The organism is Butyrivibrio sp. XB500-5 (genome assembly GCF_003625505.1).
Classification (GTDB): domain Bacteria; phylum Bacillota; class Clostridia; order Lachnospirales; family Lachnospiraceae; genus Butyrivibrio.
This window is the reverse complement of the sequence record NZ_RAIS01000001.1, coordinates 368,762-393,887: the sequence shown is the minus strand read 5'-3', so window position 1 is coordinate 393,887 and position 25,126 is coordinate 368,762. Positions and strand designations below refer to the sequence as shown.

21 protein-coding genes and 1 tRNA gene are annotated in these 25,126 nt (G+C 44.7%); 21 read left to right on the top strand and 1 reads right to left on the bottom strand.

Going from position 1 to position 25,126, the window contains the following annotated elements:
* The first annotated feature begins 13 nt into the window (after nt 1-13).
* The 8 genes from pyrH (at nt 14) to D6856_RS01725 (ending at nt 10,879) form a co-directional block, all read left to right on the top strand.
* Nucleotides 14-709: a UMP kinase gene (gene pyrH, locus D6856_RS01760; protein WP_092248356.1), complete on the top strand. Its 696-nt coding sequence runs from the start codon at nt 14-16 to the stop codon at nt 707-709.
* Between the two features lie 27 nt (nt 710-736).
* Complete coding sequence (gene frr, locus D6856_RS01755) at nt 737-1,288, top strand: ribosome recycling factor (protein ID WP_092248359.1); 552 nt, start codon at nt 737-739, stop codon at nt 1,286-1,288.
* Nucleotides 1,289-1,312: 24 nt separating this feature from the next.
* Nucleotides 1,313-2,044: an isoprenyl transferase gene (locus D6856_RS01750; RefSeq protein ID WP_092248362.1), complete on the top strand. Its 732-nt coding sequence runs from the start codon at nt 1,313-1,315 to the stop codon at nt 2,042-2,044.
* Between the two features lie 37 nt (nt 2,045-2,081).
* Nucleotides 2,082-2,903: a phosphatidate cytidylyltransferase gene (locus D6856_RS01745; RefSeq protein ID WP_092248365.1), complete on the top strand. Its 822-nt coding sequence runs from the start codon at nt 2,082-2,084 to the stop codon at nt 2,901-2,903.
* Between the two features lie 101 nt (nt 2,904-3,004).
* Nucleotides 3,005-4,156: a 1-deoxy-D-xylulose-5-phosphate reductoisomerase gene (locus D6856_RS01740; protein ID WP_092248369.1), complete on the top strand. Its 1,152-nt coding sequence runs from the start codon at nt 3,005-3,007 to the stop codon at nt 4,154-4,156.
* 9 nt (nt 4,157-4,165) lie between these two features.
* On the top strand, nt 4,166-5,218 hold the full coding sequence (gene rseP / locus D6856_RS01735) for an RIP metalloprotease RseP (RefSeq protein ID WP_120685476.1): 1,053 nt from the start codon (nt 4,166-4,168) through the stop codon (nt 5,216-5,218).
* Between the two features lie 43 nt (nt 5,219-5,261).
* Entirely contained in the window at nt 5,262-6,320 is a 1,059-nt protein-coding gene (gene ispG, locus D6856_RS01730; protein WP_092248375.1) for a flavodoxin-dependent (E)-4-hydroxy-3-methylbut-2-enyl-diphosphate synthase, read from the top strand.
* 29 nt (nt 6,321-6,349) lie between these two features.
* Nucleotides 6,350-10,879 (top strand): PolC-type DNA polymerase III, encoded by a 4,530-nt coding sequence (locus D6856_RS01725; protein WP_120685475.1) that lies wholly within the window; start codon nt 6,350-6,352, stop codon nt 10,877-10,879.
* Between the two features lie 43 nt (nt 10,880-10,922).
* On the opposite strand, the gene D6856_RS01720 is transcribed toward D6856_RS01725, so the two are convergent.
* On the bottom strand, nt 10,923-11,693 hold the full coding sequence (locus D6856_RS01720; RefSeq protein WP_120685474.1) for a carbon-nitrogen hydrolase family protein: 771 nt from the start codon (nt 11,691-11,693) through the stop codon (nt 10,923-10,925).
* A 214-nt stretch (nt 11,694-11,907) separates the two neighbouring features.
* Between D6856_RS01720 and D6856_RS01715 the strand changes: the two genes are divergently transcribed.
* The 13 genes from D6856_RS01715 to D6856_RS01655 all read left to right on the top strand — a co-directional run bounded on the left by D6856_RS01715 (nt 11,908) and on the right by D6856_RS01655 (nt 25,125).
* Nucleotides 11,908-11,979: transfer RNA gene (locus D6856_RS01715), tRNA-Glu, on the top strand.
* 242 nt (nt 11,980-12,221) lie between these two features.
* On the top strand, nt 12,222-12,686 hold the full coding sequence (rimP, locus tag D6856_RS01710) for a ribosome maturation factor RimP (protein WP_120685473.1): 465 nt from the start codon (nt 12,222-12,224) through the stop codon (nt 12,684-12,686).
* A 24-nt stretch (nt 12,687-12,710) separates the two neighbouring features.
* A complete protein-coding gene (gene nusA, locus D6856_RS01705; protein ID WP_092248383.1) occupies nt 12,711-13,898 on the top strand; it encodes a transcription termination factor NusA in 1,188 nt (395 codons plus the stop codon).
* A 1-nt stretch (nt 13,899) separates the two neighbouring features.
* Nucleotides 13,900-14,160, top strand: coding sequence for an RNase P modulator RnpM (gene rnpM / locus D6856_RS01700; protein ID WP_120685472.1), 261 nt, complete (start codon nt 13,900-13,902; stop codon nt 14,158-14,160).
* A gap of 1 nt (nt 14,161) precedes the next feature.
* Nucleotides 14,162-14,509 (top strand): L7Ae/L30e/S12e/Gadd45 family ribosomal protein, encoded by a 348-nt coding sequence (locus tag D6856_RS01695; protein ID WP_256372420.1) that lies wholly within the window; start codon nt 14,162-14,164, stop codon nt 14,507-14,509.
* Nucleotides 14,496-17,321, top strand: a complete 2,826-nt coding sequence (gene infB, locus D6856_RS01690; RefSeq protein WP_120685471.1) for a translation initiation factor IF-2 — start codon at nt 14,496-14,498, stop codon at nt 17,319-17,321. Before D6856_RS01695 ends, infB begins: the two co-directional genes overlap by 14 nt.
* A gap of 74 nt (nt 17,322-17,395) precedes the next feature.
* The gene (gene rbfA, locus D6856_RS01685; RefSeq protein ID WP_120685470.1) at nt 17,396-17,788 is read left to right on the top strand and encodes a 30S ribosome-binding factor RbfA; all 393 of its coding nucleotides are present in this window, start codon (nt 17,396-17,398) and stop codon (nt 17,786-17,788) included.
* A complete protein-coding gene (locus D6856_RS01680) occupies nt 17,778-18,728 on the top strand; it encodes a DHH family phosphoesterase (RefSeq protein ID WP_120685469.1) in 951 nt (316 codons plus the stop codon). Before rbfA ends, D6856_RS01680 begins: the two co-directional genes overlap by 11 nt.
* 58 nt (nt 18,729-18,786) lie before the next feature.
* Nucleotides 18,787-19,743: a tRNA pseudouridine(55) synthase TruB gene (truB, locus tag D6856_RS01675; RefSeq protein ID WP_120685468.1), complete on the top strand. Its 957-nt coding sequence runs from the start codon at nt 18,787-18,789 to the stop codon at nt 19,741-19,743.
* 2 nt (nt 19,744-19,745) lie between these two features.
* Complete coding sequence (locus D6856_RS01670; RefSeq protein ID WP_120685467.1) at nt 19,746-20,654, top strand: bifunctional riboflavin kinase/FAD synthetase; 909 nt, start codon at nt 19,746-19,748, stop codon at nt 20,652-20,654.
* Nucleotides 20,655-20,827: 173 nt separating this feature from the next.
* Nucleotides 20,828-21,094, top strand: a complete 267-nt coding sequence (gene rpsO, locus D6856_RS01665) for a 30S ribosomal protein S15 (protein WP_092248407.1) — start codon at nt 20,828-20,830, stop codon at nt 21,092-21,094.
* Between the two features lie 190 nt (nt 21,095-21,284).
* Entirely contained in the window at nt 21,285-23,369 is a 2,085-nt protein-coding gene (locus D6856_RS01660) for a polyribonucleotide nucleotidyltransferase (RefSeq protein WP_120685466.1), read from the top strand.
* Nucleotides 23,370-23,520: 151 nt separating this feature from the next.
* A complete protein-coding gene (locus tag D6856_RS01655) occupies nt 23,521-25,125 on the top strand; it encodes a peptide chain release factor 3 (RefSeq protein WP_092248413.1) in 1,605 nt (534 codons plus the stop codon).
* The last annotated feature ends 1 nt before the right edge of the window (nt 25,126 follow it).

Here is a 25,126-nt window from a genome sequence, read left to right as displayed (position 1 = left end):
CATACATGGAGATATTATGAGAATACTATTGAAACTCAGCGGCGAAGCGCTGGCAGGAGACAAGAAGACAGGCTTTGATGAAGCAACTGTCAGAAAGGTGGCTCTTCAGGTTAAGCAGCTTGTGGACAACGGAACCGAAGTAGGTATCGTTATCGGCGGCGGTAACTTCTGGAGAGGCAGGACCAGCGAGAATATCGACCGCGTTAAGGCCGACCAGATTGGCATGCTGGCTACTATCATGAACTGCATTTACGTTTCCGAGATTTTCAGAAGCGTAGGCATGATGACCAATATACTCACACCTTTTGAGTGCGGTTCATTCACTAAACTATTTTCAAAGGACAGAGCCAACAAGTATTTTGCCAAAGGTATGGTTGTATTCTTTGCAGGCGGTACCGGACATCCGTATTTCTCAACAGACACCGGTGTTGTCCTCAGAGCTATCGAGGTTGAGGCCGATTGCATTCTTTTGGCTAAGGCTATTGACGGAGTCTATGATTCAGATCCGGCTACAAATCCCAACGCCAAGAGATACACAGAGATCTCTATTGATGATGTTGTAGCAGGCAACCTTCAGGTTGTTGATATGACCGCTTCGATACTTGCAAGAGACAACAAGGTTCCTATGAGGGTATTCGCCCTTCAGGAAGAGAACAGTATCGTCAATGCTTGCAGCGGAAGCTTTAACGGCACTACAGTTACTGTTTGATAGATTACAAATTTAGGAGGCATCGGTATGAACGATAAGATTAAAGAATACGCAGATAAGATGCAGAAATCTTTCGACTTTTTGAAGGAGGAGCTTGCTTCTATCCGTGCAGGAAGAGCCAATCCCCATGTACTTGATAAGATTAAGGTAGATTATTACGGAACACCCACACCTCTTCAGCAGGTTGGTAATGTTTCCGTTCCCGAGGCACGTATTATCCAGATCGCACCTTGGGATAAGACACTTATTAAAGATATTGAGAAAGCGATCCTTACATCCGATCTTGGTATTACACCTGCCAATGACGGTAATGTTATCAGACTTGTTTTCCCCGAGCTCACAGAGGAGCGCAGAAAACAGCTCGCAAAAGACATCCGTAAGAAGGGTGAGGATGCCAAGGTTGCTGTCAGAAACGTAAGACGTGACGGCAACGACGCTCTTAAGAAGCTCAAGGGCGGAGATATTTCCGAGGATGAGATCAATGATCTTAACGATGAGCTTCAGAAGGTTACAGACAAGTATATCAAGGACATTGATGCTGCTGTAGAAGATAAGAACAAAGAGATCATGACAGTTTGATCATACGGAAATAGGATTTTTACAATGGAAACACAAGAATTAATGAATGTACCCGAGCATGTGGCCATCATTCTTGACGGTAACGGCAGATGGGCCAAAGAAAAAGGAATGCCCAGAAACTACGGACACATGCAGGGAGCCAAGGCGGTAGAGGATATTCTTGTTGATGCAAGAGATCTCGGTATCAAGTACCTTACCGTCTATGCTTTTTCAACAGAAAATTGGAGCCGTCCCGAGGCTGAGGTTTCAGCCCTCATGACGATCCTTCGAAATTACTTAAAGACAAGTATCAAGAAATCCATGAAGAACAATGTTCGTTGCCGAGTTATCGGTGACAGATCCGCTCTTTCGGAGGATATTCAGAAGGCTATCGCAGAGCTAGAGGAAGCAACTGCGGGCAATACCGGGCTCACATTTACGATCGCGATCAATTACGGAAGCAGGGATGAGATCACCCGCAGCGTCAAGAAGATCGCAGCTAAGGTTGAGAGCGGAGAGCTCAAGGCAGATGACATAACCGAGGAGCTGATAGCCAAGAACCTTGATACTGACTTTTTGCCGGACCCCGATCTTTTGATCAGGACGTGCAATGAGCAGCGAGTTTCCAACTTCTTATTGTGGCAGCTTGCATACACGGAGTTTTATTACACCCCGATCGCATGGCCCGACTTTAACAAGGCTGAGCTTGTTAAGGCGATAGAAGCTTACGGCGGAAGAAATCGTAAGTTTGGCGGTCTTAAGAAGGATCAGATCTAAGCACTATCGGAAACTGAAAAAAGGCTGGTTAAAAGAGTTGAAGACTAGAGTTATAAGCGGAATATTTATATTTCTTATTCTCGCGGGAGTGCTTATTCCCGGAGGATACCTGCTTGCGGGAGTGCTGTTTGCGGTATCGTTTATCAGTTTTTATGAACTGGTAAGAGCACTCGGCATACATGAAGAAGGAAAGAATTTCAATGCATTGGAATTATGCGGATACGCATCGATCATCGTACATTACGTTCAGATGATCCTTGTTAGGGATTACAGATATTATATCTTTTCCCTGATGTTTGCATTTTTCCTCATCATGGTATGTTACGTCGTAAACTTCCCCAAGTTTAAGTCTATACAGGCCATAGCTACTTTTTTCTGTTTCGTATATGCACCCGTTAATATGTCGTTCGTATATCTTTTGAGAATACGTGCGTTTGGTAAATATCTTGCTTGGATTCCTTTCATAGCGTGGGTTTGCGACACATGTGCATATTTTGCCGGAAGAGCATTCGGCAAGCACAAGCTGGCACCGCTTCTTTCGCCAAAGAAGACTATAGAAGGTGCGATAGGCGGTATCATTGGAAGTGTTTTGGTCGGTGCGCTTATCGGTTATATCATTTACGTAAGAGAGAATTATAAGGTCGATGTAATTTGGGTTATGGCCATCATTACTTTTGCGGGCAGCATCATTGCTCAGCTTGGTGATCTATTGGCTTCAGGTATTAAGAGAGACCATAATATAAAAGATTACGGCAAACTGATTCCGGGACATGGCGGAATTATGGACCGTTTTGACAGTGTGATATTTGTGATACCTTGCATATATTTCTTGGCAGCGGTTCTAACAAGGCGTTTTTAAGGCTTTAGAAAATTTTTTGCACCGGAGAATAAACTTCGGTGCTGATTTTATATAATAGGAAAATCCATCGGATTTCCCGGTAGATTGCATTAGGAGTTGAAATGAGAAATATCGTTTTACTTGGTTCCACGGGTTCTATCGGAACACAGACACTTGATGTTGTTAGAAACAATTCTTCCGAGCTTAAGGTCATCGGCCTTGCAGCCAACAGGAAGGTAGAAGAAGTAGAGGAGCAGGTTAGGGAGTTTAAGCCTAAGTATGCCTGCATGTTTGATGAGAATGCGGCAAAAGATCTTGCCGACAGGATCAAAGATACGGATACGAAAGTTTACAGCGGTATGGACGGGCTTTTGGAGATCGTAGCGGTTCCCGAAGCCGATACCGTTCTTACGGCGGTTGTAGGTATGATCGGAATCAGACCGACTATCCGCGCTATAGAATCCGGCAAGGACATTGCACTTGCCAATAAAGAGACGCTTGTTTGCGCGGGACATATAATCATGCCTCTTGCAAAAGAAAAGAATGTTAAGATCCTTCCCGTTGACAGTGAGCACAGTGCGATCTTCCAGTCACTTAACGGTGAACCTAAAGATAAGGTTGAAAAGATTCTTCTCACAGCCAGCGGCGGACCTTTCAGAGGAAAGAAGAAAGAAGAACTTAAGGACATGACGGCTGCGGATGCGCTTAAGCACCCCAACTGGGATATGGGCCCGAAGGTTACGATTGATTCTTCAACGCTTGTAAATAAGGGACTTGAGGTTATGGAAGCAAGATGGCTCTTCGATGTAAGCCTCGATAATATTCAGGTTTTGATACATCCTCAGAGCATCGTTCACAGTGCTGTTCAGTACTGCGACGGAGCGGTTATTGCTCAGCTCGGTGTTCCCGATATGAAGCTTCCGATTCAGTATGCTCTGTTCTATCCTGACAGAAGACCTATGAGTGAAAAGAGACTTGACCTTTTTGAACTTTACAGTCTGACATTTGAAAAGCCTGACACGGATACGTTTAGAGGACTAAAGCTCGCTTTCGATTCGGCTTATGCCGGAGGCAGTATGCCGACTGTATTTAACGCGGCCAATGAGATGGCGGTAAAGAGATTCTTAAAGGGCGATATCAAGTATCTTGAGATCTATGACATGATACAGGAGGCTATGGAGCATCATAACAAGATAGATAATCCCACGGTTTCACAGATTCTTGAAGCAGAGAAGGATATCTATGAGTTCCTGGGAAATAAATACAACATATAAGGGGAAATTATGGCAATCAGCATTATCATCTTTTTTATAATATTCGGAATACTTGTAACAACGCATGAATTCGGACACTATATCATAGCCAAGACAGGCGGCATAAGAGTTAAAGAATTCTTTGTCGGAATGGGACCGACTATATGGAAAAAGCAAAAAGGAGAGACTTTATACAGTATCAAACTTCTTCCAATCGGCGGAGCGTGTGTGTTTGACGGAATGGATCCTGTCGCTGAAGAAAGAGAGAACTATGATGAGAGATCTTTTTTGAATGCTCCCGTATGGAGAAGAATAGCGACACTGTTTGCCGGACCATTCGCAAACTTTATAATCGCATACATACTTGCGGTTGTACTTGTCAGCTTTTCGGTGTGGGATTTTCCTGTGATAGATAAGTTTACTGAGGATTCTGCCGCAGTTGAGGCGGGACTTCAAGCCGGAGATAAGATAATAAGTGTTGACGGTGAAAAAGTTTATATGGCTGCAGAGGTCACTCTTATTTCTCAGTTTGCGGAAGGCTCACCCATGGACATCGTGTATGAGAGGGACGGACAGCAGTTCAGTACAACTCTTTATCCTAAGTTCAGCGAAAAAGATCATCGTTATTACATGGGAGTATATCTGGGAGAGTTTAAAAACATAAAAGGTATTCAGACTCTTAAATATGCCTGGTATGAAATGAGATATAATTTCAAGGCAACTTACAGAAGTCTTGCGCTTCTTGTTCAAGGTAAGCTCAAGGCTGATGACGTTTCGGGACCTGTCGGAATGGTAAAGATTGTCGATGATGTTTACGAGGAGACGAAGCCTTACGGCATCTCTTCAGTTCTTTTGACAATGCTTGGTCTTACCGTTTTGTTGTCGGTCAACCTCGGAGTGATGAATCTGTTACCCTTCCCTGCGCTTGACGGAGGAAGGCTTGTGTTCCAGTTTATAGAGGTTATTTTCGGTAAGCCTGTTCCGCCTGAGAAGGAAGGCTATGTGCACATGTTTGGTATGATCCTGCTGATGGGACTTATGATATTTGTGCTGTTTAATGATATTACAAAGTTTACAAGGTAATTTGGAAGTGCGCATGACGCCGCTTCCATGATAAGGAGTACTTATGACGTACAGAGACAATACCAAGGTTATTAAGATCGGAAACAAGGTTATCGGCGGCGGTAACCCGATCATGATACAGTCTATGACCAATACGCCCACAGAGGATGTTGCTGCTACTGTAGCGCAGATTAAGAGGCTTGAAGCTGCAGGCTGCGATATTATCAGATGCACGGTGCCTACACAGGAAGCTGCGCTCGCGGTAAAAGAGATAAAGAAGCAGATTACTATACCGCTTGTAGCGGACATTCATTTTGATTATAAGATGGCTATCGCAGCTATGGAGAACGGAGCCGACAAGATCAGGATCAATCCCGGCAACATCGGTTCTACGGAGCGTATTGCTGCAGTTGTTTCCTGTGCAAAAGAAAGAAATATACCTATAAGAGTCGGTGTTAACAGCGGTTCTCTTGAGAGAAATCTCGTTGAAAAATACGGCGGGGTAACAGCGCAGGGGCTTGTAGAGAGCGCACTTGATAAGATCGGCATCATAGAAGATCTCGGATACGACAACATGGTCGTAAGTATCAAGTCATCAAACGTTATGCTCTGCGTTAAAGCTCACGAGCTACTTGCAGAGAAGTGTAAGTATCCTCTTCATGTAGGTATTACCGAAGCAGGAACAGTCTGGGGCGGTAATATCAAATCGTCCGTAGGACTTGGAATCATCTTAAATGAAGGAATAGGAGATACTATCAGAGTTTCTCTTTCGGGAGATCCGATCGAGGAGATTAAGACAGCCAAGGCAATCCTTAGAACCCTTGATATCAGAAAGGGCGGTATTGAGGTTGTATCTTGCCCTACATGCGGAAGAACCAAGATAGATCTCATAGACCTTGCCAACAAGACAGAGACTCTTGTTCAGAATTATCCCGATCTCAATATCAAAGTGGCTGTTATGGGATGCGCCGTTAACGGCCCCGGAGAAGCCAAAGAGGCTGATATCGGAATTGCCGGAGGAACCGGCGAAGGTCTTCTTATAAAACACGGGGAAGTGGTTAAGAAGGTCAAGGAAGACGAGCTTTTAAATGTATTAAAAGAAGAGCTCGACAATTGGAAGTGATACACTTCTTTTGAGAGGTGCTTTAGGGTATGTCAAAAAAGTTTTTTGAGGTTTTCCCTGCACTTAAGCTGGACGCCAAGACCAAAGAGATAATGGAACAGACTGAAGTCACCAAGGTGTCCACGACAAGGAAGCAGGATTTTATACGAATATATATTTCGAGTAACAATCTTATTGATAAGTCAGACATCATTAAGAGTGAGACGAGTATCAAGAAGCAGCTTTTCGGAAGTCACGATGTTAACATCAAGATTTACGAGAAGTTTAGCTTGTCTGCGCAGTACACACCTAAGAATCTGTTAGAACTTTACAAGGACAGCATTGAGCTTGAGCTTAAAGACTATGACCATATGGAGTATAGTCTTTTTCGTTCGGCTTCTTTTTTGTACCCTGATGAAGGAAACGTTACTCTGCAGCTTGAAGACAGCGTTGTAAGCAGGAAGAAGGCGCCCGATCTTATTCGCATTCTTGATAAGATCATGAATGAAAGATGCGGACTTTCCGTGGACATTCAGCCTGAATTTATAGAGGTTGAAAAGAGCAACGATGAACCCGATTACTCTGCAGAATCGGCCAAGATGGCCAAGAAGCTCGAAGAAGCTGAGCTTAAATCAGAGGAAAAGAAAAAAGAGAAGGAAGAAAAAGAAGCAGCTAAGCCGGAAGAGAAGAAAAGTGCCGGTGCTGCGGCAGGTTCTGTTTCAGCTTCCAAAGTGCCTGTTTCGGGCGGCTTCGGAAAAGGTAAATTCGCCGGAAGAAAAGGTGACTTCGGTGCCTTTAAGAGAAGCGACAATCCTGATGTTATTTTCGGAAGAGACTTTGACGAGGAGACAATGAAACTTGAAGATCTTGTCGGAGAGCTCGGAGAAGTTGTTATTCACGGTAAGATCACTGCTTTTGACAAAAGAGATATCAGAAACGAAAAGAGTATTCTTATATTTGACGTTACTGATTTTACGGATTCCATCACGGTCAAGATGTTCGTTAAGACCGAGGATGTTCCCGAGATAACCAAGGACATCAAGCCCGGAGTCTTTGTTAAGGTTAAGGGAATCGCGGCTGTGGATAAATTCGACCACGAGCTTTCGATTCAGTCTGTTGCGGGAGTTAAGAAGATCCCGGACTTTACATCCAAGCGAGTTGACAGGGCTGAGGTTAAGAGAGTAGAGCTTCACTGCCATACCAAGATGAGCGATATGGACGGTGTTTCCGAGGTAAAAGATATCGTTAAGCAGGCCTACAAGTGGGGGATGCCCGGTATCGCGATCACGGACCACGGCGTTGTTCAGGCACTTACGGATGCCAACCACGTATGGGAGTCTCTTTATGACGATGAGAAAAAGAGAAGAAAAGAAGCGGGAGAGCCGCCTATCGAGAGACAGGATTTCTTTAAACTGATCCTCGGAGTGGAGGCTTATCTTGTTGACGACCTTAAAGAAATTGTCGTAAATGACAAGGGACAGCCGCTTGATAATACGACCTTTGTCGTATTTGATATTGAGACGACAGGTTTTTCACCTATTAAAAATAAGATAATTGAGATCGGTGCGGTTAAGATCGTGAACGGCGAGATTATTGACAGATTCTCGGAGTTTATAAATCCCGAGGTGCCGATCCCGTTTAGGATCACACAGCTTACAAGCATCACGGATGACATGGTCATCGATGCGCCTACAAGAGAGGTTATAATTCCTAAATTCGTTGAGTTCTGTAAGGATGCCGTTCTTGTCGGACACAACGTAGGCTTTGATATCAGCTTTATCAATCAGAACTGCAAAGAGCTTAATATCGATGTTGATTACACGACGGTCGATACGCTCTGGCTTTCAAGATATTTCTTCCCGCTTCAGGCAAAGCATACGCTTGATGCGGTTGCAAAGACACTTAACGTTGTACTTGGTCATCATCACAGAGCGGTTGATGATGCCGAGTGTACTGCGCTTATTTTTAATAAGTTCATACCTATGCTTCAGGAGCAGAAGGCGGTTACACTTACCGATGTAAATATTCTCGGCAAGCCCACCAAGGAGATGATCCGTCATCTTCGCCCAAACCACTGCATTATCCTTGCTAAGAACACTCTCGGAAGGGTCAATCTCTATACCCTTGTGAGTGAATCTCACGTTGACTATTTCAGGAGATTCCCGCTTATTCCAAAGAGTGAGCTGCTTAAGCACAGAGAGGGACTCATCATAGGAAGCGCTTGCTGCGCGGGTGAGCTTTACGGCGCTGTTGTTGAGGGAAGACCGCCCGAAGAGATAGCAAGACTTGTAGATTTCTATGACTACCTTGAGATTCAGCCTGTTGCAAATAATCATTTCATGGTTGAATCCGACAGATATGAAGACATTAACTCGGATGATGACATCAGAGAGATAAATAAAGAGATAGTAAGACTTGGCGAACAGTTTAACAAACCTGTTGTCGCTACTTGTGATGCGCATTTCCTTAATCCCGAGGATGAGATCTACCGTACGATCATCATGGTTGGAAAAGGTATGAACGACGAGGAGGAGTCACCTCTTTATCTTAGAACGACCGATGAGATGATGGCTGAGTTCGATTATCTCGGAGGAGACAAGGCAAATGAGATCGTAATAGAAAATACACGTAAGATCCTTGATATGTGTGACAGTATCTCGCCCGTTCGTCCCGATAAGTGTGCGCCTGTCATCGAAAACAGTGATGAGATCCTTACCAAGATCTGCTACGACAAGGCACATGAGATATATGGAGATAATCTTCCCGAGATAGTGCAGGAGCGTCTTGAAAGAGAGCTTAACTCCATTATCAAGAACGGTTTCGCCGTTATGTATATCATTGCGCAGAAGCTCGTTTGGAAGTCCAATGAGGACGGATATCTGGTAGGTTCCAGAGGTTCCGTAGGTTCGTCGTTCGTCGCATTCACTTCGGGTATTACCGAGGTTAATTCGCTGAGCCCGCATTACGTGTGTCCTCACTGCAAATACAGTGATTTCGATTCTGAAGAAGTACTTAAATACGGCGGTAATTCAGGCTGCGACATGCCCGATAAGCGCTGCCCCAAGTGCGGAACCATGATGAATAAGGACGGTTTTGATATTCCTTTCGAGACCTTCCTTGGATTTAAAGGAGACAAGGAGCCTGATATCGACCTTAACTTCTCGGGTGAGTATCAGTCTAAAGCTCATAAGTATACGGAAGTTATCTTTGGTTACGGACAGACCTTCAGAGCCGGAACCATAGCTTCTCTTGCGGATAAGACCGCATTTGGTTTCGTAAAGAAATACTTCGATCAGATCGGTTCAAGCAAAAGAAAATGTGAGATAAACAGAATCGTTCAGGGTTGTACGGGTATCAGAAGAGGTACCGGTCAGCACCCGGGTGGAATTATCGTTCTTCCCGTGGGAGAGGACATCAACTCTTTTTGCCCGGTTCAGCATCCCGCCAACGATATGACAACGGCTACAATCACGACACATTACGACTATCACTCGATCGATCACAACCTGCTTAAGCTCGATATCCTGGGACACGATGATCCGACCATGATCAGATTCCTTCAGGATTGTACGGGCCTTGATCCTAAGCTTGTGCCGCTCGATGATAAGAATGTTATGAGTCTTTTCATGAATACGACTGCGCTCGGAGTTACTCCCGAGCAGCTTGGCGGTACGAAGCTCGGATGTCTCGGACTTCCCGAGTTTGGTACAGACTTCGCTATGCAGATGGTTATCGATGCCAAGCCCACATCATTGTCCCATCTTATAAGGATCTCAGGTCTTTCACACGGTACGGACGTATGGCTCGGCAACGCTCAGACTCTCATTCAGGAAGGCAAGGCAACCATCGATACCTGTATCTGCTGTCGTGACGATATCATGATCTATCTTATTCAGAAGGGCATGGATAAGTCTCTTTCGTTCAAGACCATGGAGTCTGTACGTAAAGGTAAAGGACTTAAGCCCGAGATGGAAGAAGCCATGATCGCAGCGGGAGTTCCGGATTGGTACATCTGGTCCTGTAAAAAGATAAAGTACATGTTCCCTAAGGCTCACGCCGCAGCTTACGTTATGATGGCTTGGCGTATAGCTTATTTCAAGGTTTATGTACCGCAGGCATTCTATGCCGCATGGTTCAGTATCAGAGCCAAGGCGTTTAACTATGAGCACATGTGCCAGGGTGAGAATCACCTTCATGCCATTATGAAAGAGTACAACAGTAAAAAAGATGAGCTTACCAATGCACAGCAGGCAGAGTACGGCGATATGAGACTTGTTGAGGAGATGTACGAGAGAGGAATCGAATTCCTTCCCATCGATATCTTCAAGGTTAAGTCAAGGGATTTCCAGGTTATCGGCGATAAGATCATGCCTTCGCTTACAAGTATCGACGGCATGGGTGAAAAAGCCGCAGACCAAATTGTGGAAGCCGCCAAAGACGGCCCGTTCCTTTCCAAGGACGACTTCAAGCAGCGCACCAAGTGCCCTCAGGCCGTTATCGACAAGATGGCTGACATGGGACTTCTCGGTGATATACCCGATTCCAACCAGATCAGTATCTTTGACTTTATGAAAGCTTAAATTATAATAAATCAGGCACCATCCATGCGGATGGTGCCTGTTGTTATATGCCAAGCAATTTGTCAGAGTAACGTTTTCTTCCTATTTCACCGAAGTTTAAATCCTTTTTTCTGAAATCGTATATCAGAAGTCCCGGTGCGTTTCTTTCATGTTCCTCGATTACAGTTCCGGATGCATCTACAAAACAAGTGGGTGCTGTTTGATATGGAGAGATAGCGTTAACTGATAAAAACGGAGTTACATTCTCAACAGCACGTGTGATCAAATGGCTTTTGATCACGTCATATCGTTTGGCATCATCATTGTCTGATACATCATTGAATAAAACTATGTTGAGGTCTGTCCGGCTCTTGTAGAGCTCTCTGAAGTATTCCGGAAAGCGGATCTCATAACATATTCTTACACCGATCTTATATTCACCAATCTCAAATATGCCTTGTTCGGAACCTGCGGAGAAATTCTCTTCATCCCAGCCATATAGAGCTCTTTTACCATACCGGCAAATTGGTTCTGATGGTGCCAATAAATATGCTCTGTTATAATAAGCTTCATCATAAGCCACAGAACCAATAAGTATTCGTATTTTGTATCGTTCGGATATTTCTTGTAATTCAAGAATGGCTTTATTTATGGCTTCTATATCAACATCGCTAGATTTACCTATATCCCTAGGGGGATATCCTGATAGAGCGCATTCAGGAAATGCTATAAGATCAGCATGAGCAGAGGCTGCCTGACTAACGGCGGATCTTATGATGTTCATGTTTTGACTTATGTTGCCGGTAACTGCGAATTGATAGGCAGCTAATCTCATATAAATTCCCCCTTATCAACAAATCTGATCTTCTTTTCTTATAATGTACCGCACTCTATAATATAAATAAAGTGCGTAATATAGCACATAAATCCACAGCTAAAAGATTTTTGGAAAATTTTTAGAAAAATTTGAAAAAAGTACTTGCATTATTCTTATCCATGAGATAATATAAACAAGTCGCCGCGATACAGCGGTTGACACAAGCAAGTAAGCCTCGTTGGTCAAGCGGTTAAGACGCTGCCCTCTCACGGCAGAATCAGCGGTTCGATTCCGCTACGAGGTATTTGACTGTTTGTAACAGCCCAACCCTAAACCAGACTTCATATGAGTCTGGATTTTTTTTACCCATTTTGGAAATAAAGGATTTTAACGGCTGTTATGTTCATAATTAATTAAATCTACTGTTTACAAATACAAAAACACACGTTATAATATTACGCAGAAGTGGACTTTCGCGAGTCCACTTTTTGTGTGTCATGATATTGAAGTTATAAATCAAAAAGCAATAAACAATAAGGAGAAAAGATGGCACGTAAGAATGACATTGAGAAGAAGACTGAAGATCTTCTTACCCCAATCGCTGAAGCAAACGGCGTCAGCATTTACGATGTGGAATATGTCAAGGAAGCGGGTGAATGGTACCTTCGCTGTTATATCGACAAAGAGGGCGGCGTTGATATCAACGACTGCGTCAATGTTAACAGAGCGCTTTCCGATGCACTTGATGTAGACGATTTCATCGAGGAGGCTTATACCTTAGAGGTCAGCAGTCCCGGACTTGGACGTCAGCTCAAGAAAGACAGACATTTTCAGAACAGCATAGGTATGGACGTAGAACTCAAGCTTTTTAAGCCCAGAGATGGTGTTAAGGAGTTTGCCGGTACACTTAAGAGTTTTGACGACACTTCGGTTACCGTAACTATAAATGACAATGATGAGACTTTTATAAGAAAAGAGATATCAGTTATTAAGCTTGCTCTTGATTTTTAATCTGAGCGGAAAAAGGAGATTACGATGAGTAAAGAATTAATGGATGCCCTTGACCTTTTGGAGAAGGAGAAGAACATCAGCAAGGATTCTCTGTTCGATGCGATCGAGAATTCACTTATCACAGCCTGCAAGAACAATTTCGGAAAGGCTGAGAACATCAAAGTTGAAGTTGACAGAGACAACTGTGATTTCAAGTGCTATGCAGAGAAGACGGTTGTTGAGACTGCAGATGATGTTATGGATCCCATGCTTGAGATTTCACTTGATGATGCCAAGAAGATCAGCAAGAAGAGCAAGGTTGGAGATGTTGTAAACGTATCACTCAACTCCAAGGAGTTCGGACGTATCGCAACTCAGAATGCGAAGAACGTTATCCTTCAGAAGATTCGAGAGGAAGAGCGCGGTGCGATCTACAACGAGTATTTTGAAAAAGAGCATGACATTGTAACAGGTGTCATTCAGAGATATATCGGTAAGAACATCAGCATCAACCTCGGACGCGCAGATGCAATCCTCAATGAGAACGAGCAGGTTGAGGCTGAGGCTAAGTCAGGCTTCTACAGACCTACATCTCGTATCAGAGTGTATGTGCTTGAGGTTAAGAACGGTTCCAAGGGACCCAGAATCCTTGTTTCAAGAACACATCCCGATCTCGTTAAGAGACTTTTCGAGCAGGAAGTTGCCGAGATTCAGGACGGAACTGTTGAGATCAAGAGCATTGCAAGAGAAGCAGGCAGCCGTACCAAGATCGCTGTTTACTCACACAACCCCAACGTTGATGCAGTTGGTGCATGCGTAGGTGTTAACGGAGCAAGAGTTAATCTTATCGTTGATGAGCTTAACGGCGAGAAGATCGACGTTATCAACTGGGATGAGAACCCCGGTAACCTTATACAGAATGCTCTTTCACCTGCTAAGATCGTTGCGGTATTCGCAGATCCCGATGAGAAGAGCGCCAAGGTAGTCGTTCCCGATTATCAGCTTTCACTTGCTATCGGTAAGGAAGGACAGAATGCTCGTCTTGCAGCAAGACTTACAGGATATAAGATCGACATCAAGAGCGAGACTCAGGCTAAGGATGCTCCCGGATTCCGTATGGAAGACTATCTTGATGATGAAGATTACGATGATGAGGATTATGAAGGCGAGTACGAGGAAGAGGAGATCGAAGAGATCGATGAGACTTCTGAGGATGCCGACGTAGAGGAATAAGATGCAAAAAAAGATTCCAACAAGAAAATGTGTCGGATGCGGCGAAATGAAGGATAAAAGAGAACTCGTAAGAGTTATCAAGACTCCCGAGGATGAGATCCTTCTCGATACGACAGGAAGAGCGAACGGAAGAGGTGCTTATATCTGCAACAACATTGATTGCTTTAAAAAGGCACTTAAGAACAAAGGACTTGAACGTTCACTCAAGGCACAGATTCCCGAAGATGTACTTGATAAGTTAAGTAAAGAGTTTGGAGAGTAAATTGGATTCTAATTCAAAAAAAGTTTATTCCATGTTGGGGCTTTGCATGAGAGCGGGTAAGCTTAAGAGCGGCGAATTATCGGTTCTTGAAGCTGTTCGCGCTAAAAAAGCCCATGTAGTTATAGTCAGTGATGACGCTTCCGAAAATACCAAGAAGCAATTCGCTGATAAGTGTAGTTATTATAAGGTGCCCATTGTTTTTTTTGGAGACAAGGAGAGCCTGGGACACGCAATAGGTAAGGGTGTTCGAACAAGCCTGGTAGTCACTGACGAAGGGCTGGCGAAGTCGCTTTTAAAGAACTTACTCTTAGAAGATCAGTTTGGAGGAAATGTGAATGGCAAAAATTAAGATATCTGACCTTGCGGTGGAGCTTGGATGCGAAGGAAAAGAGCTGATAAGCTACGCTCAGGAGAATGGAATAGAGGCGAAGCGTTCGAACAGTTCTATCGAAGAGTCCGATGCTGATAAGATAAGAAAGCATTTTAAGGGCAAAAAGACAACCGCAGAGGCACCCAAGAAAGAAGCTAAACCTGCCAAGGAGGCTGCTGAGGTCAAGGCTGTAGAGAAGGAAGTAAAAGAATCTAATGCGGAAGCTGCCAAGGCATCTGCAGAGGACGCTCCCAAGAAAAAGAAGAAGATCATCATGGTTACCAATGCAGGTAATTCCAAGATGGGCGGCTTCAACGGACAGGGAGGAAACTCTGGCAACCAGAGACCTCGTGACAACAGACAGGACAGAGGCGGAAACAACAGACGCGGAACATTCGCTCAGTCACAGAATGTTTATCATCCTATCAAGCCTTTGACAGCGCCTTCACAGCTTGACAGCTATGATAACGCATATAACAAGACTCAGCCCGCTGCTAAGCCCGCTCCTGCCAAGAAGGAAGCACCTGCAGCACCTGCACCCAAGCAGGCACCTGTTAAGGAGAATGTGGCAAAAGAAACACCTCAGAACAGAGATGTTTCAAGAGAGAGAACACAGGCTCCCGACAGAAACAGAGACAACAGAAATAATCGTCAGGGCGCACAGGGAAATGCACCCAGAGGCGACAGAAATAATTTCCAGAACAGACAGGGCGGCCAGAGCGGCGGCTTCCGCAGAGATGACAACAGAAACGGCGGAGCAGGTCAGAACGGCGGAAAGTTCGGTCAGAGAAATGACAATAAGTTCGGCGGCGGAAACAAGTTCGACAAGGGCGGAAGAGGCAACTTTGCAGATGCTCCTTCAGCTAAGGAAGGACAGGGCCGCAGAGACGAAGAAAGAAGAAGACTCGGTCAGGAGAAGGATAAGAGAAACAAGAAGGATCTTGCTTACGAGCAGGAAGAGATGATGCCGAGAAGTAAGAGAGTCGGCAGATTCATCAAGCCTGAGGTTAAGAAGGTTGAAGAACCCGAAGAGCAAATCAAGGTTATCTCTATTCCCGAGAAGGTTTCTATTAAGGAACTTGCCGAGAAGATGAAGATGCAGCCTTCAGTTATCATCAAGAAGCTCTTTATGGCAGGACAGGTTTCTACCGTTAATACAGAGCTTACTTATGAAGAGGCTGAGAATATCGCTATCGAATACGACATCATCTGCGAGAAGGAGATTCCCGTTGATATCATCGAAGAACTCCTTAAAGAGGATGAGGATGCACCCGAAACACTTAAGAAGAGACCTCCTGTTGTCTGCGTAATGGGTCACGTTGACCATGGTAAGACATCACTTCTTGACGCTATCCGTAAGACAAGCGTTACAGATCGTGAGGCAGGCGGTATCACACAGAGAATCGGTGCTTATACAGTATCTGTAAATGACCAGAAGATCACATTCCTTGATACTCCCGGTCACGAAGCGTTCACAGCAATGCGTATGCGTGGTGCTACATCAACAGATATCGCTGTTCTTGTAGTTGCTGCCGATGACGGTGTAATGCCTCAGACAATCGAGGCTATCAACCATGCCAAGGCTGCAGAGGTTGAGATCATCGTTGCGGTTAACAAGATTGATAAGCCCAATGCCAATATAGATAAGGTTAAGCAGGAGATGACCGAATACGGCCTTATCTCTACAGATTGGGGCGGAACAACAGAGTTCGTTCCCGTATCCGCTAAGTCAGGTGAAGGTATCGAGACACTTCTTGAGACCATCATTCTTACAGCAGATATCCTTGAGCTCAAGGCTAACCCCGACAGAGAAGCAAGAGGACTTGTCCTTGAGGCAAGACTTGATAAGGGTCGTGGTCCTGTAGCAAACGTACTTGTTCAGAAGGGTACACTCCATGTCGGAGACTTCATTTCTGCAGGTGCAAGCTCAGGTAAGGTTAGAGCGATGGTTGACGATAAGGGTAACAAGCTTAAGGAAGCACGTCCTTCACAGCCTGTTGAGATCCTCGGACTTTCCGATGTTCCCAACGCAGGTGAGGTATTCCTCGGACATGAGACAGATAAGCAGGCTAAGCAGTATGCCAACACTTATCTCCAGCAGCATAAGAAAGACCTTATCGAAGAGACCAAGGCTAAGATGTCACTTGACGATCTTTATTCCAAAATTGAGGAAGGAAGACTTCAGGAACTCAACATCATTATCAAAGCCGACGTTCAGGGTAGCGTAGAGGCCCTCAAGCAGAGCCTTCTTAAGCTTTCCAACGAAGAGGTTGTTGTTAAGGTTATTCACGGTGGAGTTGGTGCGATCACAGAGTCTGATGTTACTCTTGCCGCAGCTTCTAACGCAGTTATTATCGGTTTCGATGTTCGTCCCGATGCTACAGCTAAGAGCATGGCAGAGCACGAAGGCGTTGAGATCAAGCTTTATAAGGTTATTTACCAGGCAATCGAGGAGATTGAGTTTGCCATGAAGGGTATGCTCGCTCCCATCTATGAGGAGAGAGTTACCGGACATGCCGAAGTTCGTCAGATCTTCAAGGCTTCCAAGGTTGGTAACATCGCAGGTTCCTTCGTTAAGGACGGTGTTATCAAGAAAGACTCCAAAGTTAGGATCACAAGAGACGGTGAGCAGATCTTCGAAGGTGATCTTGCTTCCCTTAAGAGATTCAAGGATGACGCCAAGGAAGTTAAGGAAGGCTTCGAGTGCGGTCTTGTATTTGACGGATTCGACCAGATTCACGAAGGTGATATGGTAGAGGCATACGAGATGGTTGAGGTTCCTCGTACATAAGTGATATAGGGACTAGAAGGCATAGATTGCTGTGCCGGCACAATGTAATCCGTATATCGCGGAAAGAATAATATATGAGAAAAAACAGCAATAAGAATAAAAGAATAAACGGAGAAGTCATGAAGGTCATTTCAGAGGCTATCCGTTACAGTAAAGATCCCAGGATCAGCCCCATGACATCCGTTATGGATGTCGAGGTTGCTCCGGATCTTAAAACCTGCAAAGTATGGGTTACAGTCATGGGTAATGACGAGGACAGAGAGCGTACTTTGGAGGGACTTAAGAGTGCTGCGGGATACGTTCGCAGCACTCTTGCAAAAGAGCTTAACATGAGATATACACCCGAGATCAGATTCATCATGGACGACTCCATTGAGTATGCGATCGATATGTCAAAGAAGATTGATGAGATAGCTGCCAAGGATAACGAGGCCAGAAAGGCCCGCGGAGAAGAGAATGAAGATTGATGAGTTAATGAACGAAGTAAGCACAGTCGGGATCGGCGGACATATCCGTCCCGACGGAGACTGCGTAGGATCGTGTCTTTCGATGTATCTTTATATCAAGAAGAACTACCCTGATGTAAAGGCGACTGTTTTTCTTGAGAAGATACCTCCTGAGCTTATGTTTATAAAGGACGCAGAGCTTGTTAACAGCGACTTTTCTACAGACGTAGAGTCTTTTGACTTATTTATCGCACTTGATTGCGGCAAAGAAAGACTCGGAGATGCCGAGAAGTTTTTTGACAATGCTAAGCGCACGGTAAATATCGATCATCATGTAAGCAATGAGGGAACCGGAGATGTAAATTACATAGTCCCCACCGCAAGCAGCGCATGCGAGCTTGTTTATGATGTGATAGATACGAACAAGATCGATGAGGATATCGCCAAAGCGATCTACACCGGAATGGTAACTGATACCGGCGTTTTCAAATATTCCAACACATCACCCAAGACCATGAAGGTTGCGGCAGAGCTTATTTCTTACGGCTTTGATTTCGGAAGCCTTATAGATCATGTTTTTTATGAAAAGACATATCTTCAGAATCAGATACTTGGAAGAGCGCTCCTTGAGAGCATGCTCGTACTTGACGGAAGATGTATTGTTTCCGTTATTTCCAAGCAGACAATGGATTTTTACGGGGCATCAAGCAATGACCTTGACGGTATCGTAAGCCAGATGCTTCTTACTATCGGCGTTGATTGCTCGCTCTTTATGTATGAGATATCACCGCTTGAATATAAGGTAAGTCTACGTAGTAACGGCGCGGTTGACGTTGCCAAGATAGCCGGACTATTTGGCGGCGGCGGACATACACGAGCTGCGGGATGCACAGTCAACGGCACATGCCATGATGTTATCAACAATATAGTTAAGTATATCCATCATCAGATGGAAGCATAAAACGAATTTAAGGGTACCCATATAGTCAGTATTTGGGTACCTTTTTAAGAAAGAGCGTATGAATAATTACAACGGACTCATAAATATATATAAGGAACCTGGATTTACGTCCAACGATGTTGTGGCCAAGCTTCGCGGAATTTTAAGGCAAAAGAAAATAGGCCACACCGGAACTCTTGATCCCGATGCCGTCGGGGTTCTTGTGGTGTGCCTCGGAACGGGTACCAAGCTTGTTGAGATGCTCACAGACCACGATAAAGAATATATCGCAGTGTGCAGACTGGGCGTTGTTACGGATACTCAGGATATGTCGGGTAACGTTCTTGAGACAAGCGAAGTTAACGTGACAAGAGAAGAGCTTCACGAAGCGGCAAGAGCTTTTGTGGGAGACTATGATCAGATCCCACCTATGTATTCTGCGATAAAACAGGGCGGTAAGAAGCTATATGAGCTTGCTAGAGAGGGAATCGAAGTAGAGAGAAAACCACGCCATGTACACATCGGCGCGATCACGATCCTGGATGATTCTCATCTTGAGAAAGAACACTTTTTTACCATGGAAGTTAAATGCTCCAAGGGTACATATATAAGAACGCTTTGCCACGATATCGGTCAGAGACTTGGATGCGGAGCGGCGATGCAGCATCTTACAAGAACCAAAGTCGGTGCATTCGGACTTGAGGATGCGATCACTCTCACGCAGGTTGAGGAATTTAGAGACGCAGGAACGCTTGGTGAGATGATAAAGTCCCCCGAGTATATTTTCAGAGACCTTGATAAGATCCATGTCAAAGACAGTGCAAGAAAGCTTCTTGAAAACGGCAACAGTTTCAGGAAGGACAACATCCTCAGCGAAGATCCCGCGGACGTTAACGACACGGAATTTGAAGAGAGTATGTTTGTCGATAAAGACACGGTCAGAGTTTATTCCGAGGACGATACCTTTTTTGGTATATACAAATACAACGAGAAAACAAGACAGTTTGACGTTGTGAAATTTTTCTATGAAGGTTAATGATGCGAATAATCAGTAAGCACGAAGAATTTAATATAAAAGACAAAACGGCGATCGCGATAGGTAAGTTCGATGGCATACACCTTGGGCACAGAGAACTTTTATCAAGGATTGTCGATAAAAAGAAGGACGGTCTTAAGAGCGTTATCTTTACCTTTGATCCGTCGCCCGAAGAGTTTTTTATGGGAAAAAAGATGCCTCAGCTTTTTACACGTGATGAGAAGAGAAGGGCTTTTGAAAAGCTGGGAATAGACATTCTGGTTGAGTTTCCTCTTAATGAAGTAACCGCAGCTACGCACCCCGAAGACTTTGTAAGACGTATTTTGGTAAAAGAGCTTGGAGCAAAATTTATCGCTGCTGGATCGGATGTTTCTTTTGGCGACAAAGGAAAAGGCGACAGCGCGCTTCTTGAGAGCCTTAAGGATGAGCTTGATTATGAGCTTTGCATCATCGATAAGGTTCAGGTCGACGGAGAGGAAGTAAGCTCAACAAGAGTCAGGAACGCCGTTGCCGACGGGGAGATGCTTCTTACAGAGAGGCTTCTTGGCGATAAGTACAGCGTAAGCGGAACGGTACAGCAGGGTAACCGCATAGGCAGAACCATCGGAGTTCCCACGGTAAACATTCATCCCGAGATGTACAAGCTTCTTCCGCCTTACGGAGTTTACAGCAGCATAGTCGTTATCGACGGCGCTGAGTATAAAGGAATGACCAACATCGGAAGAAAGCCGACTATTTCCGAAAAAGAGCGTGTCGGCGTCGAGACATATATCTATGACTTTGATGAAGATGTTTACGGCAAGTTCATAGAAGTAAGGCTCGGAGCCTTCGTAAGACCCGAGATGAAATTTGAGAGCATCGATGCGCTTAAAGCCCAGATAAAAAGGGATTTGGACGCTGCGAATATATAGTGTGGCGAATACCTTAATATTTCTTTACACGTTTGAATTAATGTGCTAGAATTAGTAAGTTGTTGGGAGACTGACAACTGTTACAGAACTACCGTTACTGACGGATGCGGATACTCCAACCCGTTCTCGGTAATCGGCGGATTCAAGTTTATTGTTTTTATAAGGAGAAAGAAATGATTTCAAAAGAGAAAAAGTCAGAAGTTATCAGCAAGTTTGCAAGAAAGGCCGGAGATACAGGTTCACCGGAGGTTCAGGTAGCTATCCTTACTGAGAGAATTCAGGAGCTCAATGCTCACCTTCAGCAGAACCCTAAGGACAACCACTCAAGAAGAGGTCTTCTTAAGCTCGTAGGTCAGAGACGTAGACTTCTCGGATACCTTAAGAATAAGGATATCGAAGCTTATCGTAAGCTTATCGCAGACCTTGGTCTTAGAAAGTAATCTGATTAAAAAGGCGGGATGAGGCTGACTAAAGTCAGTCTATTCCGTCTTTACTTTTTTTCTAAAGGTTTCTATATGATATGCGGATTCAAAGTTGTAGCAAAGTGCGTGGTGAACATGCGGCACGCTTTTTGCTATAACCTTGAAGACTGTATATCATATAAGTTTATATGATGAAAGGATGAATAATATGGTAAAGACTTACACAATGGAACTTGCCGGACGTACTCTTAAGGTTGAGATCGGCAAGGTCGGAAAACAGGCTAACGGATGTGCATTCATGCAGTATGGTGATACAACGGTTCTTTGTACAGCAACTGCTTCAGCAAAACCCAGAGACGGAATTGATTTCTTCCCGCTCAGCGTTGAGTACAGCGAGAAGTTCTACGCAGTGGGCAAGTTCCCCGGCGGATATAACAAGAGAGAGGGTAAGCCCTCTGAGAACGCGATTCTTACAAGCCGCGTTATCGACAGACCTATGCGTCCTCTTTTCCCCAAGGATTACAGAAATGACGTAACTATCGAGACTATGGTAATGGCAGTTGATCCTCAGTGTCGTCCCGAGCTCGTTGCTATGCTTGGTGCTTCAGTATCTGTTTCAATCTCAGATATTCCTTTTGACGGCCCTTGCGCTATGACACAGATGGGTATGATCGACGGTGAGCTCATCGTTAACCCTACTCAGGAGCAGTGGAACACAGGTGACCTCAAGCTTACAGTTGCATCTGTAGGACAGAAGGTTATCATGATCGAGGCAGGTGCCAACGAGGTTCCCGAGGAGAAGATGAAGGAAGCCATCTATAAGGCTCACGAAGTTAACCTTCAGATTATCGAGTTCTTCAAGGGTATCGTAGCTGAGGTTGGTAAGGCTAAGCACGAGTACACAAGCTGCGCAGTTCCCGAAGAGCTCTTTGCAGCCATCAAGGAAGTTGTTCCTCCGGAAGAGATGGAGAAGGCAGTCTTCACAGATGACAAGCAGACAAGAGAGAACAATATCGCAGAGATCACAGACAGACTCACAGAGAAATTTGCAGAGAACGAAGAGTGGCTTGCAATTCTCGGTGAAGCTATATATCAGTATGAGAAGAAGACAGTTCGTAAGATGATCCTCAAAGATCACAAGAGACCTGACGGACGTGATATCAAGCAGATCAGACCTCTTTCAGCAGAAGTTGATCTTATTCCCAGAGTACACGGAAGTGCTATGTTCACTCGTGGACAGACACAGATCTGTGACGTTACAACTCTTGCACCTCTTTCAGAGGCTCAGAAGGTTGAGGGAATGGATGCTTTCGCTCAGGACAAGAGATATGTACATCACTACAACTTCCCTGCATACTCAGTAGGTGAGACCAAGGTTTCAAGAGGCCCCGGACGTCGTGAGATCGGTCACGGAGCACTCGCTGAGAGAGCACTTCTTCCTGTACTTCCCAGCGTTGAGGAGTTCCCTTATGCTATCCGCTGCGTATCAGAGACATTTGAGTCTAACGGATCAACATCAATGGCTTCAACATGCGCATCATGTATGTCACTTATGGCTGCAGGTGTTCCCATCAAGAAGATGGTTGCAGGTATCAGCTGCGGTCTTGTAACAGGCGATACAGACGATGATTTCATCGTTCTTACAGATATCCAGGGTCTTGAGGACTTCTTCGGAGACATGGACTTCAAGGTAACAGGAACAAAAGACGGTATCACAGCTATCCAGATGGATATCAAGATTCACGGTCTTACAAAGCCTATCGTTGAGACAGCTATCGAGCAGTGCCGTGAGGCTAGATTCTTCATCATGGACGAGTGCATGAGCAAGGCAATTGCAGAGCCTCGTAAGGAAGTTAATCAGTACGCTCCCAAGATCGTATCTGTTCAGATCGATCCCGAGAAGATCGGTGACGTTGTTGGTCAGAGAGGTAAGACAATCAACGAGATCATCGCTCGTACAGGCGTTAAGATCGATATCACAGATGACGGTAAGGTTTCAGTTTGCGGCGAGGATCAGGAGATGCTCCAGAAGGCTGTAGACATGGTAAACATCATCGTTACAGACTTTGAGAAGGGTCAGACTTTCACAGGTAAGGTTGTAAGCATCAAGGAGTTCGGTGCATTCGTTGAGTTCGCTCCCGGCAAAGAGGGAATGGTTCACATCAGCAAGATCTCCAAGGAGAGAATCGATCGCGTAGAGGATGTTCTTACACTTGGCGATACAGTTAAGGTTGTATGCCTTGGCAAGGACAAGATGGGCAGAATCAGCTTCTCAATCAAGGACGCACAGTAATCACCTGACGAGGTTTTCTCGACTCTGGTGTACTACTTAGTTCTGGCAAGCACGAAGTGCGAGAGCAGAACTTCCTTGTATAATAATTTTAAAAATAAAGGGGCCGGCGTGTTTTTGCATACCGGCCTCATACTTAGTTAAGGACAATAAAATGAGTAACACAAAAGAGACAATAAACGAGATAAATAAGAGGCGAACCTTCGCCATCATTTCCCACCCCGATGCAGGTAAGACAACACTTACCGAGAAGTTCCTTCTCTACGGAGGAGCGATCAATATGGCGGGAAGCGTTAAAGGTAAGGCTACGGCAAGACATGCGGTATCCGACTGGATGGAGATTGAGAAGCAGCGTGGTATTTCCGTTACTTCTTCGGTTCTTCAGTTTAACTATGAGGATTGCTGCATCAATATTCTTGATACTCCGGGTCACCAGGATTTCTCTGAGGATACCTACAGAACACTTATGGCTGCGGATTCTGCTGTCATGGTAATTGACGCAAGTAAGGGCGTTGAGGCACAGACAAGAAAGCTTTTCAAAGTCTGCGCAATGAGCCATATTCCGATATTTACCTTTATCAACAAGCTTGATAGAGATGCAATGGATACATTCGATCTTCTTGATGATATCGAGAATAACCTTGGTATCGCCACATGCCCTATGAACTGGCCTATCGGTTCAGGTAAGAACTTTAAGGGAATCTACGACAGAAGAGAAGGACATATTGTTACTTTCTCAGAGACTCAGAAGGGAACCAAAGAGGGAAAAGAAACTTTTATAACCCTCGACGATAAGGCTGCTATAGACAGCGAGATCGGTGCAGAAGCATATGAAAAGCTTCAGGGCGAAATAGAGCTTCTTGACGGAGCCGGAGCTGAGTACGACCTTGATAAGGTTCGTGCGGGTGAACTTACACCTGTATTCTTCGGATCTGCTCTTCAGAACTTTGGTGTTGAGCTTTTCCTTCACCATTTCCTTAAAATGGCGACTCCTCCCACAGGAAGAACATCGGCCGACGGTGAGAAGGTCGATCCTCTTGAGAGAGATTTCACGGCATTTGTATTCAAGATTCAGGCCAACATGAACAAGGCTCACAGAGACAGAGTTGCGTTTATGAGAATCTGTTCCGGAAGATATGATGCCGATAAGGAAGTTAAGCATGTTCAGAGCGGCAAAGTTATGAGACTTTCACAACCTCAGCAGCTTATGGCCGATGAGCGTAAGATCTTAAGTGAGGCTTACGCAGGTGATATAATGGGTGTATTCGATCCCGGTATTTTCGCGATCGGAGATACCGTCTGCATGCCCAAGGACAATGTTGTATATGAGGGAATACCTACATTCGCGCCCGAACACTTTGCGAGAGTACGTCAGGTAGATACCATGAAGCGTAAGCAGTTTGTAAAGGGTATCACACAGATTGCGCAGGAAGGTGCCATTCAGATATTCCAGGAGTACAATACCGGACTTGAGGAGATCATCGTTGGCGTTGTAGGTGTACTGCAGTTTGATGTCTTGAAGTTTAGACTTCAGAACGAGTACAATGTAGATATTATATTGGAGAATCTTCCTTACGAATATATCAGATGGGTTGATAACGAAGACGTTGATATGGCTTCACTTGTCGGAACTTCTGATATGAAGAAGATCAAAGATATGCATGACAGACCACTTCTTTTGTTTATTAACGAGTGGAGTGTGGGTATGACAATGGAGAGAAATAAGGGGCTTATTCTCTCAGAGTTTAAAAAGAACTAAG

Excerpts from the sequence above, each read along its gene's own strand:
- frr (WP_092248359.1), top strand. The coding sequence starts at position 737 with ATGAACGATAAGATTAAAGAATACGCAGATAAGATGCAGAAATCTTTC.
- D6856_RS01750 (WP_092248362.1), top strand. The coding sequence starts at position 1,313 with ATGGAAACACAAGAATTAATGAATGTACCCGAGCATGTGGCCATCATT.
- D6856_RS01740 (WP_092248369.1), top strand. The coding sequence starts at position 3,005 with ATGAGAAATATCGTTTTACTTGGTTCCACGGGTTCTATCGGAACACAG.
- rseP (WP_120685476.1), top strand. The coding sequence starts at position 4,166 with ATGGCAATCAGCATTATCATCTTTTTTATAATATTCGGAATACTTGTA.
- ispG (WP_092248375.1), top strand. The coding sequence starts at position 5,262 with ATGACGTACAGAGACAATACCAAGGTTATTAAGATCGGAAACAAGGTT.
- D6856_RS01725 (WP_120685475.1), top strand. The coding sequence starts at position 6,350 with ATGTCAAAAAAGTTTTTTGAGGTTTTCCCTGCACTTAAGCTGGACGCC.
- D6856_RS01720 (WP_120685474.1), bottom strand. The coding sequence starts at position 11,693 with ATGAGATTAGCTGCCTATCAATTCGCAGTTACCGGCAACATAAGTCAA.
- rimP (WP_120685473.1), top strand. The coding sequence starts at position 12,222 with ATGGCACGTAAGAATGACATTGAGAAGAAGACTGAAGATCTTCTTACC.
- nusA (WP_092248383.1), top strand. The coding sequence starts at position 12,711 with ATGAGTAAAGAATTAATGGATGCCCTTGACCTTTTGGAGAAGGAGAAG.
- rnpM (WP_120685472.1), top strand. The coding sequence starts at position 13,900 with ATGCAAAAAAAGATTCCAACAAGAAAATGTGTCGGATGCGGCGAAATG.
- infB (WP_120685471.1), top strand. The coding sequence starts at position 14,496 with ATGGCAAAAATTAAGATATCTGACCTTGCGGTGGAGCTTGGATGCGAA.
- rbfA (WP_120685470.1), top strand. The coding sequence starts at position 17,396 with ATGAGAAAAAACAGCAATAAGAATAAAAGAATAAACGGAGAAGTCATG.
- D6856_RS01680 (WP_120685469.1), top strand. The coding sequence starts at position 17,778 with ATGAAGATTGATGAGTTAATGAACGAAGTAAGCACAGTCGGGATCGGC.
- truB (WP_120685468.1), top strand. The coding sequence starts at position 18,787 with ATGAATAATTACAACGGACTCATAAATATATATAAGGAACCTGGATTT.
- D6856_RS01670 (WP_120685467.1), top strand. The coding sequence starts at position 19,746 with ATGCGAATAATCAGTAAGCACGAAGAATTTAATATAAAAGACAAAACG.
- rpsO (WP_092248407.1), top strand. The coding sequence starts at position 20,828 with ATGATTTCAAAAGAGAAAAAGTCAGAAGTTATCAGCAAGTTTGCAAGA.
- D6856_RS01660 (WP_120685466.1), top strand. The coding sequence starts at position 21,285 with ATGGTAAAGACTTACACAATGGAACTTGCCGGACGTACTCTTAAGGTT.
- D6856_RS01655 (WP_092248413.1), top strand. The coding sequence starts at position 23,521 with ATGAGTAACACAAAAGAGACAATAAACGAGATAAATAAGAGGCGAACC.